The 14102-nt window shown below is 71.3% G+C and carries 14 protein-coding genes and 1 tRNA gene; 6 read left to right on the top strand and 9 right to left on the bottom strand.

What is annotated here, in order from left to right; translation table 11 throughout:
- Window position 1 precedes the first annotated feature (1 nt).
- Window positions 2-421, top strand: a complete 420-nt coding sequence (locus ACTZWW_RS01640) for an RbsD/FucU domain-containing protein (RefSeq protein WP_444779185.1) — start codon at window positions 2-4, stop codon at window positions 419-421.
- Window positions 422-430: 9 nt separating this feature from the next.
- Here ACTZWW_RS01640 and ACTZWW_RS01635 read toward each other — a convergent pair whose 3' ends face one another.
- Window positions 431-1483 carry an aldo/keto reductase gene (locus ACTZWW_RS01635; RefSeq protein WP_444779184.1) on the bottom strand — a complete coding sequence of 351 codons (1053 nt, stop codon included), beginning with the start codon at window positions 1481-1483 and terminating at the stop codon, window positions 431-433.
- A gap of 205 nt (window positions 1484-1688) precedes the next feature.
- Between ACTZWW_RS01635 and ACTZWW_RS01630 the strand changes: the two genes are divergently transcribed.
- Entirely contained in the window at window positions 1689-2513 is an 825-nt protein-coding gene (locus ACTZWW_RS01630; protein WP_444779183.1) for a LysR family transcriptional regulator, read from the top strand.
- 25 nt (window positions 2514-2538) lie between these two features.
- On the opposite strand, the gene ACTZWW_RS01625 is transcribed toward ACTZWW_RS01630, so the two are convergent.
- Window positions 2539-3813, bottom strand: a complete 1275-nt coding sequence (locus ACTZWW_RS01625; protein ID WP_444779182.1) for a M16 family metallopeptidase — start codon at window positions 3811-3813, stop codon at window positions 2539-2541.
- Window positions 3814-3852: 39 nt separating this feature from the next.
- Window positions 3853-5187 (bottom strand): M16 family metallopeptidase, encoded by a 1335-nt coding sequence (locus ACTZWW_RS01620; RefSeq protein ID WP_444779181.1) that lies wholly within the window; start codon window positions 5185-5187, stop codon window positions 3853-3855.
- Between the two features lie 251 nt (window positions 5188-5438).
- On the opposite strand from ACTZWW_RS01620, the gene trxA reads away from it, so the two are divergent.
- The 4 genes from trxA to coaA all read left to right on the top strand — a co-directional run bounded on the left by trxA (window position 5439) and on the right by coaA (window position 8015).
- The gene (gene trxA / locus ACTZWW_RS01615; protein WP_188913960.1) at window positions 5439-5759 is read left to right on the top strand and encodes a thioredoxin; all 321 of its coding nucleotides are present in this window, start codon (window positions 5439-5441) and stop codon (window positions 5757-5759) included.
- Window positions 5760-5855: 96 nt separating this feature from the next.
- Window positions 5856-6632: an imidazole glycerol phosphate synthase subunit HisF gene (gene hisF / locus ACTZWW_RS01610; RefSeq protein WP_444779180.1), complete on the top strand. Its 777-nt coding sequence runs from the start codon at window positions 5856-5858 to the stop codon at window positions 6630-6632.
- 25 nt (window positions 6633-6657) lie between these two features.
- A complete protein-coding gene (locus ACTZWW_RS01605; RefSeq protein ID WP_444779179.1) occupies window positions 6658-7026 on the top strand; it encodes a phosphoribosyl-ATP diphosphatase in 369 nt (122 codons plus the stop codon).
- A complete protein-coding gene (gene coaA / locus ACTZWW_RS01600) occupies window positions 7023-8015 on the top strand; it encodes a type I pantothenate kinase (RefSeq protein ID WP_444779178.1) in 993 nt (330 codons plus the stop codon). Before ACTZWW_RS01605 ends, coaA begins: the two co-directional genes overlap by 4 nt.
- Before the next feature lie 606 nt (window positions 8016-8621).
- On the opposite strand, the gene clpX is transcribed toward coaA, so the two are convergent.
- From clpX to ACTZWW_RS01570, 6 genes are all read right to left on the bottom strand, one after another.
- Entirely contained in the window at window positions 8622-9887 is a 1266-nt protein-coding gene (gene clpX / locus ACTZWW_RS01595; protein WP_029032747.1) for an ATP-dependent Clp protease ATP-binding subunit ClpX, read from the bottom strand.
- Window positions 9888-10144: 257 nt separating this feature from the next.
- On the bottom strand, window positions 10145-10771 hold the full coding sequence (locus tag ACTZWW_RS01590; protein WP_444779177.1) for an ATP-dependent Clp protease proteolytic subunit: 627 nt from the start codon (window positions 10769-10771) through the stop codon (window positions 10145-10147).
- A gap of 89 nt (window positions 10772-10860) precedes the next feature.
- Entirely contained in the window at window positions 10861-12255 is a 1395-nt protein-coding gene (gene tig, locus ACTZWW_RS01585; protein WP_444779176.1) for a trigger factor, read from the bottom strand.
- Window positions 12256-12380: 125 nt separating this feature from the next.
- Window positions 12381-12465: transfer RNA gene (locus ACTZWW_RS01580), tRNA-Leu, on the bottom strand.
- Window positions 12466-12608: 143 nt separating this feature from the next.
- Entirely contained in the window at window positions 12609-12752 is a 144-nt protein-coding gene (locus ACTZWW_RS01575; protein WP_444779175.1) for a hypothetical protein, read from the bottom strand.
- A 76-nt stretch (window positions 12753-12828) separates the two neighbouring features.
- Window positions 12829-14067 (bottom strand): flavin monoamine oxidase family protein, encoded by a 1239-nt coding sequence (locus ACTZWW_RS01570; protein ID WP_444779174.1) that lies wholly within the window; start codon window positions 14065-14067, stop codon window positions 12829-12831.
- Between the last annotated feature and the right edge of the window lie 35 nt (window positions 14068-14102).

Below are 14102 nucleotides of genomic sequence, written 5' to 3'. Positions count from 1 at the left end.
CATGCTCAACGGACGCCTGCAGCACCCCGACATCCTCGCCGAGCTCGCCCGTTCCGGCCACGGCTCGAAGGTCCTGATCTGCGACGGGAACTACCCGTTCAAGACGAAACGCGGGCCGGGCTCGAGCCTGGTGTGCCTCAACCTCGCGCCGGGCCTCGTCTCGGTGACGGACGTGCTCGCGGTCCTCGTCGAGACGATCCCGATCGAGGCCGCCGCCGTGATGGTGCCCGAGGAGGGGCCCGAGCCCGAGATCTTCGCGCGCTTCCGCGAACTGATGCCCGGCATCGCCCTCGACGCGTTCGGCCGCTTCCCCTTCTACGAGGAAGCGGCCGATCCGCACGTCTCGCTCGCCATCGCCACCGGCGACCAGCGGCTGTTCGCGAACCTGCTCGTCACGATCGGCGTCGTGCCGCCGGCCTGACGCGGGCGCTCAGGTGCCGAGGCGCGCCCAGTGGTCCACCTTCGCCCAGTCCTGGAGGAACTGGTAGGGATAGGCCGGCACGCCGCGGGCGGAGACCTCGGTGAGCGCCTGGACGTCCTCGGGCGCGAGCACGAGGTCGGCGGCGTCGAGGTTCTCCTTCAGCTGCGTCGTGGTGCGCGCACCGAGCAGGATCGAGGCGACGCCGGGCCGCGACAGGAGCCAGGCCAGCGCCACGTGCGACATCGGCCGCCCGTGGCGCTCGGCGACGGAGCGCAGAACGTCGAGGACCGCGTAGGTCCGCTCGGTGTTGCGCAGGTCGTAGGCCTCGACGCCGCGGTTCGGGTCCTCGCCGAGCCGCGTCGCGCCGCTCGGGCGGCTCTGCGCGCCGTACTTGCCGGTGAGCCAGCCTCCGCCGAGCGGCGACCAGGGGGTGAGGCCGATTCCCGCCTCCAGCGCGCAGGGGATCAGCTCGAGCTCGGCCCCGCGCTCCAGCATGTTGTAGTGCGGCTGGATGCAGACGGGCGACGGGTAGCCGCCGAGCCTCGCCGTGGTGACGATCCGCTCGAGCTGCCAGCCCGACAGGTTCGACCAGGCGACGTGGTGGATCTTGCCGGCGGCGACGAGGTCGCGCAGCGTCGCGAGCGTCTCGGCGACCTCGACGTCCTTGTCCCAGCCGTGCACGAAGTAGAGGTCGATCGCCTCGACCTGCAGGCGCTTCAGGCTGGCGTCGACGCAGCGCGTGAGTGCGCGGCGCGAGGCGCCGGTGCTGCCGGCGGGCGGGCCGAAGCGGCCCTTCGTGGCGACGACGAGATCGTCCATGCCGCCGCGCTTCTTGCCCCAGCGGCCGATGATCTCCTCCGAACCACCACCGGCATAGACGTCGGCCGTGTCGATGAAGGTGCCGCCGTGGTCGACGAACATGTCGAGCTGGCGATGGGCCTCGGCCTCGTCGGTCTCGACGCCGAAGGTCATCGTGCCCAGCGCCATGCGCGAGACGATGGGGCCGCCCCGTCCGAGGGGAGCCGTGGGCATGGGTGCCGTGGCGTCCGATCGTTGCGTCATGATGGTTCTCCTCTTGCGGGTGGCCGGACCATCGGGGCGGAGGGCATCCCTGCACCACGAGCGGCGCCGCGATTCGCCCGTCGCCGCGTGCGCCCACCCTTGACCCGCCACCCAAGCTAGCGTCCTCTTCCCGGTATCTGAACGCGATGGTTTGAAGCGGGCTTTTCATGGGTGAAAAGCCCGCGCGAGGGCGGAGCGGAACGGAATGGCCGACGGGGACCCCGGCTGGAGCGACCTCCACCTCTTCCTGGCGGTGGCGCGCGCGGGCGGCCTCTCGCCGGCGGCGCGGCTGACCGGGACGAGCCCGGCGACGCTTGGCCGGCGGATGTACGCGCTCGAGCGCGCGCTCGGCCGCGAGCTGTTCGTGCGCCACGAGCGCGGCTACGAGCCCACCGCCGACGGGCGCGCGCTGATGGCGGACCTCGCCGACGTCGAGACGCGCATCCAGCGGCTGATCGCGCGCCCCGACCCGGGCGCGCGCCCGCTGGTGAAGGTCTCGGCCGGCACCTGGACGACGCGCGCGCTGCTCGCACGGCTCGACGAGATCACCGGGAACCCCGCCGACGTGCGGTTGCGCTTCATCGCGGCGGAGAACATCCTGCACATCTCGCGGCGCGAGGCGGTCATCGGCTTTCGCAACCGGCCTCCGGCGGAGGACGGGCTGGCGGGGCGGAAGCTGGCGCGCGTCGAGTTCGCGCCCTACGCCGCGCCGGGCGCGCCGGATCTCTGGATCAAGGTCGCCGCCGACACGCCTTCGGCCCGCTGGCTCGACCGCACGATCGGCGCGCATGCGCTCTGCGAGGTCGTCGCGCCGCGCAACAGCCTCGACCTCGCGCTGGCCGGCAAGGGCGTCGCCCTGCTGCCGACCTTCGTCGGCGACGAGGAGCCGGGGCTCGCGCGCGTCGGCGAGACCGTTCCCGAGCTCGCCCACGAGCAATGGCTCGTCACCCACCAGGACGACCGCCACCTCCCCGAGGTCCGCCGGACCATCGACCGGATGTGCGCCGTGCTCGCGCGGCGCGGAGGCTGACGGCGCGCAGGCGCCGCCACGGGTCTCACAGCTCCGGCTTGCCGGCGATCACCGTGAGCATGCGCCCGTCGCCGAGCATGCGCGCGCCGGCGCGACGGACGTCGTCGAGCGTCACCGCCGAGACCAGCGCGTTGCGGCGGGCGACGTAGTCGATGCCGAGATCGTTGAAGGCGATCTGCACGAGCTGGCTCGCGATCTTCGTCGAGGTGTCGAAGCCCAGCGGATAGGAGCCGGTGAGGTAGGCCTTCGCCTTCTCCAGCTCCTCGGCGGAGGGTCCCTCCTCACGCAGCCGGTCGATCTCGCCCGCGATCACGGACAGCGCCTCGGGCACGCGCTCGTTCTTGGTCGCGGTGAAGCCCCAAGTCATCGATGCCGCGCGGAAGGTCGCGAGCGAGGTGCCCACCGAGTAGGCGAGCCCGCGCTTCTCGCGCACTTCCTGGAAGAGGCGCGAGGTGAAGGCGCCGCCGCCGAGCACGTGGTTGAGCACGTAGGCCGGCACGAAGTCGGGGTCCGACCAGGGCAGGCCGTTCATCGCGAAGCGGATCACCGACTGAGGCACCTCGATCTCGACGACGTGGCGCGCGCCGACGTCCGCGATCGCGGTGGGCGCCACGGGGGCGAGGGTGGGCTCCGCGGGGAGCGCGCCGAAGGCGTGGTCGACCCGCCGCGCGACCTCGTCGGCGCCGATGGCGCCGACGACCGCCACCTTCAGGCGCGCCCGCGCGGCCTGCCCCCGATGGAGCGCGACGACGTCATCGCGGCCGATCGCGGGCAGGCTGTCGAGCGTGCCGGAGGTCGGCGTGCCGTAGGGATGGCCCGGGAAGGCCTCCGCGAAGAACCGGCGAGAGGCGACGGTGCCGGGGTCCTTCATCTGGTAGCGCAGGCCGGCCATCGACTGCGCGCGCACGCGCTCGACGTCCTCCTCGTCGAAGCGCGGCTCGAGCAGCGCCAGGCGCAGCAGGTCGAACGCCTCGTCGGCGTGGCGGGTCAGCGTCTTCAGCGAGCCGCCGAGCGAATCGGGACCGGCGTTGAACGACAGCTCGATCGCCCGGTCCGCCAGGCGCTCGTGGAAGGCCGCGGAGGGGTGGGGGCCCGCGCCCTCGTCGAGGAGGCGCGCGGTGGTCTGTGCGAGGCCGGCCTTGCCCTGCGGGTCCTGCGCGGCGCCACCCTCGAACAGGAACGAGACCGCGACGAGCGGGACGACGTGCGATTCGACGTGCCAGACCTCGATGCCGGCGGGCGTGATCACGCGCCCCACCTTCGCGGGAGGGGCGGTCACGGGCGTGACGGCGACGGACATGGATGATCCTTCCTCGGGTCTTCCCGAATGCGTGACGCCTCAGCCGGCCTTGCGGAGCTCGCCGGTGACGGAGCGGTGCGGGGCGAGCACGCGCGCGGCCGCGGCGACGAGGTCCTCGCGCGTCACGGCCTCGACGTCCGAGGGCCAGCGCTTCACGTCCTCGATCGTCTCGCCGATGGCGAGCGCCGCGCCGTAGATGCGCGCGAGCGACGTCTGGCTGTCGGCGGCGTAGACCGTCTCGGCGACGAGCCGCGTCTTGGCACGGGCGATCGCCGCCTCCTCCAGCGCCGCGTCGGGGATCGCGCGGATGGCGGCGTCGAGCGCCTCCTCCGCCACCTCGAGGCTCGTGCCGTGGGCGGGCACGAGGTAGAGGGCGAAGCGGGTGTCGTCGATGGCGGACGCCATGTACCAGGCGCCCGCGTTCACCGCGACGGCCTTGTCGAGTACCAGCGTGCGGTAGAGGTAGGAGGTGGGCCCGCCGCCGAGGAGCTCCGCCAGCACCTCCAGCGCCGCGCTCTCCCGCGCCGGCCCGGTGAGCGCGGAGGGGGCGAGGTAGAGCCGCTGGAGCGTGGGCTGCTCGACCCGTGGGTCGGCCACCGCCACGCGGCGCATCGCACGCGGCTCCGGCTCGCGCGGGCGCACCCGCACCGGCCGGGCGCCGCGGGGCGCGACCCGCCCGTAGGTGCCGTCGGCGAGGCGCAGCACCTCGTCCGGCACGACGTCGCCCGCCACCACCAGGATGGCGTTCTCCGGCGTGTAGAAGCGGCCGTAATAGTCGAGCGCGTGGCCGCGATCGAGCGCCTCGATCTCGTGCATCCAGCCGATGATCGGGATGCCGTAGGGATGGTGCACGAAGAGCGAGGCCGCCATCGCCTCGGAGAGCTGCGCGGCGGGATCGGTCTCGACGCGCATGCGCCGCTCCTCCAGCACCACGTCGCGCTCGGGTGCGACGACCTCGTCCGACAGGCGCAGGTTCGCCATCCGGTCGGCCTCGAAGCCCATCATCGTGCCCAGATGCTCCTTGGCGACGCGCTGGAAATAGGCCGTGTAGTCGTAGGAGGTGAAGGCGTTCTCCTGCCCGCCGAGCTCGGAGACCACCTTGGAGAACGCGCCGGCCGGGTGCTTCTCGGTGCCCTTGAACATCAGGTGCTCCAGGAAGTGGGCGATGCCGGAGACGCCGATCGGATCGTCGGCGGAGCCGTTGCGGTACCAGACCATGTGCGTCGCGACCGGAACGCGCCCGTCCGGCACGACGACGACGTCCATGCCGTTGTCGAGCGTGTAGGAATGGACCTGCGGGCCGTCGGCGGAGAAGTCGGGCCGGGCGCCGCCGGTGGCGTGGATGAGGCTCGGCGCGGCGGGCGTGCGGGGCATGGGCATCCTCTCGAGGGGTGCGTGAGACGGGCGTCTCGTGTGCAATATAGGGGGCGAGCCCGCCCACGAGAAGCCGGCCGGGCCGCCGCGTCGCCGATGCCGCGGCCGGCCGGCCGCGGTCCGCCAGCGCGCGATCACGGTCCCGGGAGCCGTATTTCCGCCCGCTTGATCGACATGCGCGCGACACCTACCTTCGCGCCATACGACGAGGTCGAGGGCGCACGGCGCCCTCCTATGGAAAGGGACACGTGATGGCGACGGTGAAGGTGACCGACCAGAGCTTCGAGGCGGACGTGCTGAAGTCCGGCGAGCCCGTGGTCGTGGATTTCTGGGCCGAGTGGTGCGGCCCCTGCCGCATGATCGGCCCGGCGCTCGAGGAGATCGCCGGCGAGATGGCCGGCAAGGTCAAGATCGCCAAGATCAACGTGGACGAGAACCCGGGAATCGCCGGCCAGCTCGGCATCCGCTCGATCCCCACGCTGATGATCTTCAAGGGCGGCGAGCTCGCCTCGCAGAAGGTCGGCGCCGCGCCCAAGGGCGATCTGCAGCGCTGGATCCAGTCGAACGTCTGATCGCGCCGGCGCTTGACGGCCCGCGCGGCCCTCGCGCATGACTGATCGCGGCCCGCCCGCCCGGGCGGGCCGCGATCGAGAGACCCCGGCCGCGCGATGCTCAAGACCCGCCTGATCCCCTGCCTCGACGTGAAGGACGGCCGCGTCGTCAAGGGCGTCCAGTTCGTCGACCTGCGCGACGCGGGCGACCCCGTCGAATGCGCCGTGGCCTACGACCGCGCCGGCGCCGACGAGCTGTGCTTCCTCGACATCACCGCGAGCCACGAGGACCGCGGCATCCTGCTCGACGTCGTCACCCGCACGGCCGAGGCCTGCTTCATGCCCCTGACCGTCGGCGGGGGCGTGCGGACGGTCGACGACATCCGCGCCCTGCTGCTGGCGGGCGCCGACAAGGTCTCGATCAACACCGCCGCCGTCGCCGACCGCGACTTCGTGCGCCGCGCCGCCGAGAAGTTCGGGGCGCAGTGCATCGTCGTCGCCATCGACGCCAAGCGCGTTTCCAGCGAGGGCGAGCCCGCGGCTTGGGAGATCTTCACCCATGGCGGACGCAAGGCGACCGGCCTCGACGCCGTCGCCTACGCCCGCGAGGTCGTCGCGTTCGGCGCCGGCGAGCTGCTGGTCACCTCGATGGACAAGGACGGCACGAAGTCCGGCTACGACGTCGCGCTCATGCGCGCCATCGCCGACGCCGTGAGCGTGCCCGTGATCGCGTCCGGCGGCGTCGGCAGCCTGGAGCACCTCGTCGCCGGCGTGCGAGAGGGGCACGCGAGCGCCGTTCTCGCCGCATCGATCTTCCATTTCGGCGAGCACACGATCGGCGAGGCCAAGCGCGCCATGGCCGATGCCGGGCTCGCCGTGCGGCTCGACGCGTGAGCCGGCCGATGCGGAGGCGCGCGCGATGACCGGCTTCACCCTCGACGACCTGGAACGCAACCTATCCGCGCGAGCTCAGGCCGCGCCGGAGGAGAGCTACACCGCCCGCCTCGTCGCCGACCCGCAACGTGCGGCCAAGAAGCTCGGGGAGGAGGCGGTGGAGGCCGTGATCGCCGGCGCGACCGGCGATCGCGCGGCGCTCGTCTCCGAGAGCGCCGACGTGCTCTACCATCTCATGGCGCTGCTCGCGGCCCGCGGCGTCCCGCTCGCCGAGGTGATGGCCGAGCTCAAGGCCCGTACCGGACGCTCGGGCCTCGCGGAGAAGGCGGCGCGGACGGCGGAGGGGGTGCGTGCCCCGCGGGAGGACACGTCAGCGCAGGGAGGCCGCCCGTGACGCCGACCGATCCGGCCCAACGCCAGACGCTCGCGGAAGCCGCGCGCGAGGGGACGATCTCCCCCTACCGGCGGTTCTCGCGGGACGAATGGGCGAGCCTGCGCGCCGACACGCCGCTCACCCTATCGGCGGAGGAGGTGGACCGCCTGCAGTCGCTCAACGACCCCATCTCGCTCGACGAGGTCATCGCGATCTACCTGCCGCTCTCGCGGCTGCTCTCGCTCTACGTCGCGGCGACTCAAGGGTTGTTCAAGGCGACGCAGCGCTTCCTTCTCGCCGAGAACGAGGTGAAGTCGCCCTACATCATCGGCGTCGCGGGCTCTGTGGCGGTGGGGAAGTCCACGACCGCGCGCGTGCTGGAGGCACTGCTGGCGCGCTGGCCCAACACGCCGAAGGTGACGCTCGTCACGACCGACGGCTTCCTCCTGCCCAATGCCGAATTGAATCGCCTCGGGCTGATGGAGCGCAAGGGCTTCCCGGAGAGCTACGACACGGCCGCCCTGCTGCGCTTCCTCAACGCCATCAAGTCCGGCGAGAGCACAGTGCGCGCGCCGCTCTACTCGCACCTCGTCTACGACGTCGTGCCCGGCCAGGAGGTGGTGATCGAGCGGCCCGACATCCTCATCGTCGAGGGCCTCAACGTGCTCCAGCCGGCGCGGCTGCCGAAGGACGGCACGGCGATCCCGTTCGTCTCGGACTTCTTCGACTTCTCGATCTATCTCGACGCCGACGAGGCGGACCTGCACCGCTGGTACGTCAACCGGTTCCTGCGGCTGCGCCATACCGCCTTCCGGGACCCGCGCTCGTTCTTCCGCCGCTACGCCGAGCTCGACGAGGCGAAGGCGATCGAGATCGCCGACGGTCTCTGGAACCGCATCAACCTGCCCAACCTGCGCGAGAACATCGTGCCCACCCGCCAGCGCGCGAGCCTGATCCTCAAGAAGGGCGCGAGCCACCGCATCGAGGAGGTGCAGCTGCGGCGGCTGTAGCTCCCTTCTCCCTGATGGAGAGGGGCCGGGGGTGTGGGGCGTGCAGGATCTGGTTTTCGGCCGATGCAACGCGCTGGCGACGCCCGCCGGCATCGACGCCGAGCCCTATCCCGAAGGCCCCACACCCCCCACCCCTCTCCACGAGGGAGAGGGGAGTTCCCGATCGCCCGTCGGCGGCGGCGCGGCTCGTCCTTCGATTGTTTCCCTCCGACGCGATCGCGAGACCGCCCATGCAGTCCGCCGACGGTCTCCCCTCTCCCTCGTGGAGAGGGGCCGGGGGTGTGGGGCGTGAAGGATCTTGTTCACGGCGGATGCAGCGCGCTCGCGACGCCCTCCGGCATCGACGCCGAGCCCTATCCCGAAGGCCCCCCGCCCCTCTCCACGAAGGCGAGTAGATCCACACATCTGCGGCACGTCACGGTGAACGACGGACCTCGCGACGCAGGATGCAGGCCTTCTCCTTCCCTGTAGAGGAAGGACAGGGTTCGCCGGCATCTCCCGACCACCTCCCCGGCACACGTCATCCAGAGCCGAGACCGGCGCAGGAGATGGGTGCATCGACGAGCCACGAGGGAGAGGGGAGCTCCCGATCGCCTCGGCGGCGCCTCAGGCGCTGGCGCTGGTCTTCTCGTCGCGCTCGGAGTGGATCAGCAGCGGGCCGGACTTGCCCTCGATCGTCTCGGGGCTGATCACCACCTGCTCGACCGAATCCATGCCCGGCAGGTCGTACATCGTGTCGAGCAGGATCGCCTCCAGGATCGAGCGCAGGCCGCGGGCGCCGGTCTTGCGCTCGATCGCCTTGCGGGCGACCAGCTTGAGCGCCTCGTCCTGGAAGGTGAGCGCCACGTTCTCCATGTCGAAGAGGCGGGCGTACTGCTTGACGAGGGCGTTCTTCGGCTCGCGCAGGATCTGGACGAGCGCCTCCTCGTCGAGATCCTCGAGCGTGGCCAGAACCGGGAGGCGGCCGACGAACTCGGGAATGAGGCCGAACTTGAGCAGGTCCTCCGGCTCCACCTCCCGGAACACCTCGCCGGTGCGCCGGTCGTCGGGCGCCGAGACCTTGGCGCCGAAGCCGATGGAGGAGCCCTTGCCGCGCTGGGAGATGATCTTCTCCAGCCCGGCGAAGGCGCCGCCGCAGATGAACAGGATGTTCGTCGTGTCGACCTGCAGGAACTCCTGCTGGGGATGCTTGCGTCCGCCCTGCGGCGGCACGGAGGCGACCGTGCCCTCCATGATCTTGAGCAGCGCCTGCTGGACGCCCTCGCCCGACACGTCGCGGGTGATCGACGGATTGTCGGACTTGCGGGAGATCTTGTCGATCTCGTCGATGTAGACGATGCCGCGCTGGGCGCGTTCGACGTTGTAGTCGGACGCCTGAAGCAGCTTGAGGATGATGTTCTCGACGTCCTCGCCGACGTAGCCGGCCTCGGTGAGCGTGGTCGCGTCCGCCATCGTGAAGGGCACGTCGAGGATGCGCGCGAGCGTCTGCGCCAGCAGCGTCTTGCCCGAGCCGGTCGGGCCGATGAGCAGGATGTTGGACTTGTTCAGCTCGACGTCCGAGTGCTTAGAGGCATGGGCGAGCCGCTTGTAGTGGTTGTGCACCGCGACGGAGAGGACCTTCTTGGCGTGGTTCTGCCCGATCACGTAGTCGTCCAGGACCGCGCGAATCTCCTTGGGCGTCGGCACGCCGTCGCGGGACTTCACCAGCGACGTCTTCGACTCCTCGCGGATGATGTCCATGCACAGCTCGACGCACTCGTCGCAGATGAACACCGTGGGTCCGGCGATGAGCTTGCGCACCTCGTGCTGGCTCTTGCCGCAGAAGGAGCAGTACAGCGTGCTCTTCGAATCGTTGCCGCCGGTCTTGCTCATGTCCGATCTCCAATCCGAGCCCGCGCCGCCGCAGCGCGGGCCGTTTTCATACATATAGGCGGTGGGCTAACAAACGGTAGCCCCGTTGCCGGACCGGCCCGGGCGGTCTCGCGGGCCGGCCTCCGCCAGGGTCTCACGACGCTCTCGATCGGCGGTACCGGCACCATGCAAACACGCGCGCGCGCCGCGATCAATAGGCCGGCGGGCGCGTGCGACATCGATCGCACACGCCCGCCGGTAGAGAGGTGCCGTACGGATCAGGCCGGGGCCTGCTCGGGGCGCTGGCTCAGCACCTCGTCGATGAGGCCGAACTCCTTGGCCGCGTCGGCGGTCATGAAGTAGTCGCGCTCCAGCGCGTTCTCGATGGCGGCGAGATCCTTGCCCGTGTGCTTCACGTAGATCTCGTTCAGGCGCCGCTTGAGCGCCTCGATCTCGCGGGCATGGATGAGGATGTCCGTCGCCTGGCCCTGGAAGCCGCCGGAGGGCTGGTGGACCATGATTCGCGCGTTGGGCAGCGCGAAGCGATGGCCGGTCGCGCCGGCGCAGAGCAGCAGCGAGCCCATCGACGCCGCCTGGCCGACGCACAGCGTCGACACCGGATTGCGGATGAACTGCATCGTGTCGTAGATCGACAGGCCCGAGGTCACCACGCCGCCCGGCGAGTTGATGTAGAAGGAGATCTCCTTCTTCGGGTTCTCGGCCTCGAGATAGAGGAGCTGCGCGACGATCAGCGACGCGGAATAGTCCTCGACGGGGCCGGTCATGAAGATGATGTTCTCGCGCAGGAGGCGCGAGTAGATGTCGAAGGCGCGCTCTCCGCGGCTCGACTGCTCGACCACCATGGGCACGAGCGTGCTGTTGTAGACCTCGAGCGGATCTCTCATCGTCTCACGGCTCCCGGTGAAGCGGGCCGCGCCCTTTCCGGGCGCGGCCTCGTCGGTTCTGTCGAAGGTGGGAGGGTGGCGCCCCGGGATCAAGCCTCTTCGGTCTTGCTCGCGGCCTCGGCCTCGCCCGCCGATTCGCCCTCGTCGTCGTCGGCGAAGAGCTGCTCGCGGGTGACCGTCTCCTCGGCGACCGTCACCTGGCCGAGGATGTGGTCGACGACCTTCTCCTCGAACAGCGGCGCGCGGATCTCGGCGAGCGCCTGGGGGTTCTTCTGGTAGAACTCCCACACCTGCCGCTCCTGGCCGGGATACTGCCGGGCGCGGGCGACGAGGCCCTGCGTCACCTCGTCGTCGGTGACCTTGATCTCGTTGGTCTCGCCGATCTGGGCGAGCACCAGCCCGAGCCGAACGCGCCGCTCGGCGATCGTGCGGTACTCGGCCTTGGCCTCCTCCTCCGTCGTCTTCTCGTCGGCGAAGGTGCGGCCCGAGCGCTGCATGTCGGTCATCACCTGCTGCCAGACGCTCTGGAATTCCTGCTCGACGAGCGTCGGCGGCAGATCGAACGAGTACTTCTCGTCCAGCCGGTCGAGCAGCTCCTTCTTGACCTTGGCGCGCGAGCGCTGGTCGTAGTCCTTCTGGACCGCCTCGCGCAGCGCGTCCTTGAGCGCGTCGAGGCTGTCCATGCCGAAGCCCTTGGCGAACTCGTCGTCGAAGCTCACCTCGCCCGGCGCCTGGACCTCGGTCACCTTGGTGGCGAAGGAGGCCTCCTTGCCCGCGAGGTGTGCGGCCGGATAGGCCTCGGGGAAGGTCACGACGATGGTGCGCTCCTCGCCGGCCTTCGCGCCGACGAGCTGGTCCTCGAATCCGGGGATGAAGGTGTTCGAGCCGATCTCGACCGTGACGCCGTCACCCTTGCCGCCCTCGAACTCCTCGCCGTCGATCGAGCCGACGAAATCGACCACGACGCGGTCGCCGGTCGCGGCTGCCTCGCCCTCGGCCTTGGCCGAGAACGGCTTCTGCTGGGCGGCCATGCGCCCGAGCGCGTCGTCCACCTCCGCGTCCGAGACCGCGGCGACGGGCTTCGTCACCGACACGTCCGAGAGGTCGACGAGCTCGAAGGTGGGCAGCACCTCGAGCGCGACCTTGAAGGCGAGATCGGCCTTGGCGTCGAGCGCCTTCTCCATCTCGTCCTTGTCCTCGGGGAAGTCGTAGCGCGGCTGGTTGGCCAGCTTCAGCGCGTTCTCGTCGACGATCTTGCGCTCGGCCTCGGCCACCGCGTTCTGCACGACCTCGGCCATGACCGACCGGCCGTAGAGCCGGCGCAGGTGCGCGACCGGCACCTTGCCCGGCCGGAAGCCGTTGATCTTCACGCGGTCCTTCAGGGTGGCGAGCTCGTCGCCGAGCCGCTTCTCGAGCTCGGAGGCCGGCAGGACCACCTGGAATTCCCGCTTCAACCCGTCCGACAGCGTCTCCGTCACCTGCATCGCGTCTATCCGTTCTCGATCCTCGAATTGAGATTCGGCCGCCGAACGATCCCGCCGATCGGCACACGGCACGGGCCGCGCCGCCCCATCGACCGGAAAGCTCCGGAAACCCCGATCCGGCGGCTTGGTGCGGGCGGAGGGACTCGAACCCCCACGACTTTCGCCACCGGAACCTAAATCCGGCGCGTCTACCAATTCCGCCACGCCCGCGCCGCGGGGCGAGCTCGATCAGGAGCCGCCACCCCGCACCGGTTGGCGGCTCTATATCACGCCCGCTCGCCCGCGCACCAAAAAAATCGGGGGACGGCGCCCGCCGGGCCTCGGACGTCGGCGCTCGCGATCCCGGCCGCCGGTCAGGCGTCCTTGAGGAGCGCCCAGATCACCCCCGCGACGAAGATCCCGCCCACGGCGAGCGTCGTCACCGCCTCGGACGGGTTCGCGTTGGCGAGCCACCAGCCGCCGCCGCCGGCGGCGCCGATCATCAGGACGTGTCTCATTTCGGCACGATCCTCCGCGTGCGACCGACCTTCGGCCGCCTGGAGCGGTCGCCCGCGCAAGCCGCGTGCCGCGATGCTAGGGCAGTCGCGTCAGGCTCGCACGCACCGCGAGCCCCGCCGCGCGGCCGGTCTCGAAGGCGCCGTGCGCGGTCGAGAAGTCCCGCGCCGAGGTCGCCTCTCCGGCGAAGTGGAGGCGCCCGTCGACGGGGGTCGCCAGCGCGCCGCGATCGCCCGCGTGGCCGGGCAGCGCGCAGGAATAGGAGCCGTGCACGAAGGGCTCGGCGAGCCAGTCGCTTTCCGCCAGCGGCCGGATCGTGCGACGCACGCCGGCGCCGAGCAGGCCGGCGAGCTCGTCGAGCGCGAAGGCCGCGAGCGCGCCCTCCCCCGCGCGGGAGAGGTCGCGGGCGAGGCGCCCGCCGACGAAGACCTCGATCAGCGGCAGGCCGAGAGGGCGCAGCAGGTAGGAGCCGGTGCGCGCGTCGTCGAGCCGGCCGAAGACGTGACCGTTCGGCGCGAAGGCCTCCGGCTCGTCGAGCGCGAGGTAGAGCTTGTCGGCGAGCCCGAGCGGGAGGCCCGCCGCCGCGACCTCCTTCTCCGGCAGCGGCGGGTCGAAGCGGATGCCGCGCCGCGCCAGCACGGCGGTCGACACCGTGACGATCACCGCCCGCGCCGAGATCGCGCCCCTGCCCGTCTCGAGCCGGATGCGCCGGCCGCCGTGGTCGATGCGCGTCACCGGGCAGTCGAGCACGACGGGCGCGCTCGCGCCGAAGGCCGCGATCAGCGCGCCGTAGCCCTCGCGCACCCGCCAGTTCTCGCCGGTGTCCGCCTCGGAGTAGGCGGCGTAGTCGAAGGTCGAGACGCCGGCGAGCTCGACGCCGCTGACCCAGGTCGAGATCGCGTCGAAGAGCGGGTCGAAGCGCCCGCCCGGCAGGAAGGCGCTCGCCGGCAGGTCGACGCGCCTGCGGGCGCCCTCGCGCAGGGCGGCGTCGAAGGCCTGCCAGGCGGCGTCGAACGCGGCCTGGTCGGCTTCGTCGAAGCCCTCCCCCTCCGTCTGCTCGCCCCAGCGCGGCGGCGTGCGGTCGACGGTGAAGCCGAGCTCGCCGGCGATGCGGGTGAAGGGGTTGCGATCCGCCGAATGCAGCCAGCCGCAGCCGAGGTCGAGCGGACGACCCTCGCGCACGAGCGTGCGCGCCCGCCCGCCGACGCGCGGGCCGGCCTCGAGCACGAGCGTCTCCAACGGTGCGCCCGCGAGCGCGTCCGCCGCCGCGAGGCCCGCGGCCCCGGCTCCGACGACGGCGACGTCGACCTCCCGCATCCCGCCTCCCTCCGGGCCGTCGCCCGCCCGTCGAC

The sequence above is a fragment of the Salinarimonas sp. NSM genome, assembly GCF_052380005.1.
Taxonomy (GTDB): domain Bacteria; phylum Pseudomonadota; class Alphaproteobacteria; order Rhizobiales; family Beijerinckiaceae; genus Salinarimonas.
Note: the sequence above shows the minus strand (reverse complement) of the source record. Positions and strands in the feature narration are given on the sequence as shown.

Bases quoted from the DNA above. Each gene is read 5' to 3' on its own strand.
- ACTZWW_RS01640 (WP_444779185.1), top strand. From the start codon at position 2: ATGCTCAACGGACGCCTGCAGCACCCCGACATCCTCGCCGAGCTCGCC.
- trxA (WP_188913960.1), top strand. From the start codon at position 5,439: ATGGCGACGGTGAAGGTGACCGACCAGAGCTTCGAGGCGGACGTGCTG.
- tig (WP_444779176.1), bottom strand. From the start codon at position 12,255: ATGCAGGTGACGGAGACGCTGTCGGACGGGTTGAAGCGGGAATTCCAG.
- ACTZWW_RS01630 (WP_444779183.1), top strand. From the start codon at position 1,689: ATGGCCGACGGGGACCCCGGCTGGAGCGACCTCCACCTCTTCCTGGCG.
- ACTZWW_RS01605 (WP_444779179.1), top strand. From the start codon at position 6,658: ATGACCGGCTTCACCCTCGACGACCTGGAACGCAACCTATCCGCGCGA.
- ACTZWW_RS01590 (WP_444779177.1), bottom strand. From the start codon at position 10,771: ATGAGAGATCCGCTCGAGGTCTACAACAGCACGCTCGTGCCCATGGTG.
- clpX (WP_029032747.1), bottom strand. From the start codon at position 9,887: ATGAGCAAGACCGGCGGCAACGATTCGAAGAGCACGCTGTACTGCTCC.
- ACTZWW_RS01570 (WP_444779174.1), bottom strand. From the start codon at position 14,067: ATGCGGGAGGTCGACGTCGCCGTCGTCGGAGCCGGGGCCGCGGGCCTC.
- ACTZWW_RS01635 (WP_444779184.1), bottom strand. From the start codon at position 1,483: ATGACGCAACGATCGGACGCCACGGCACCCATGCCCACGGCTCCCCTC.
- ACTZWW_RS01625 (WP_444779182.1), bottom strand. From the start codon at position 3,813: ATGTCCGTCGCCGTCACGCCCGTGACCGCCCCTCCCGCGAAGGTGGGG.
- hisF (WP_444779180.1), top strand. From the start codon at position 5,856: ATGCTCAAGACCCGCCTGATCCCCTGCCTCGACGTGAAGGACGGCCGC.
- ACTZWW_RS01620 (WP_444779181.1), bottom strand. From the start codon at position 5,187: ATGCCCCGCACGCCCGCCGCGCCGAGCCTCATCCACGCCACCGGCGGC.
- ACTZWW_RS01575 (WP_444779175.1), bottom strand. From the start codon at position 12,752: ATGAGACACGTCCTGATGATCGGCGCCGCCGGCGGCGGCGGCTGGTGG.